The organism is Extibacter muris (assembly GCF_004345005.1).
In the GTDB taxonomy this organism is placed as follows: domain Bacteria; phylum Bacillota; class Clostridia; order Lachnospirales; family Lachnospiraceae; genus Extibacter; species Extibacter muris.
The window spans coordinates 1-660 of sequence record NZ_SMMX01000077.1; the positions used below are offsets into that span (position 1 = coordinate 1).

General features: G+C 49.2%; 2 protein-coding genes. Both read right to left on the reverse strand.

The features are described from left to right. On the reverse strand, window positions 1-230 hold a 230-nt coding region (locus E1963_RS23690; protein WP_201272097.1), incomplete at its 3' end, for a hypothetical protein. Window positions 231-332: 102 nt separating this feature from the next. After that, window positions 333-660: hypothetical protein (locus E1963_RS23695; RefSeq protein WP_207669423.1), on the reverse strand; the 328-nt coding region annotated here is incomplete at its 5' end.

Genomic DNA, 660 nt, shown 5'->3' on the forward strand with positions numbered 1-660 from the left:
CCTTTCCTTTTTCCTCTCTCCCTTCCCCCTCCTTTTCCCCTTCTTCTCTTTCCCCCTCCTCTATATGGTCTTCCTTCCTTTCTCTCTCTTTTTTTCTTCCTCTTTTCCTCTCTTTTTCTCTTTTTCTTCTCTCCCCTTCCCTTCTTCCGTTTCTCTTTTCTTCTCCCTTTTCTCCCCTTTTTCTCTTCTTTCTCTCCTCTTTTCCTTTCCCCCCTTCTTCCCTTCCTCACTATCCTCCTCTTTCTCCCCTTTCCCCCTCCCTTCTTTTCCCTTTTTCCCCTCCTCCCTCTCTCTTTTCCTCCTCTTCCTCTTTTTCCCCTTCTCCTTTTCGCTTATCGGATGATTTTTCTGTGATGACTGTGTCCCCTTTTGGTTTCTTCCTCCCTCTTTTTCCTCTCCTCCTCTCCTTTCCTCTCTCCCTTCAGTCCTTCTCTCCCTCCCTTTCCCTCCCTTCCTCCTTCTTTTCGATCTCTACTCTCTTGTACCCCCCCTCTCCTTTCTCCCCCTCCCTTCCTTTCCTCCTGCTCCTCCTGGAAAACCAATGCATAGCCTTTCCTTTCCTCTCCTTCCCTTCTTTCCTTTTTTGCGCCATGCGTCAAGAAAAGCCGCTCTCTTTCCTCTCTTCCCCTTCCCTCCCCCCTCCCCCTTTCTCTTCTTCTC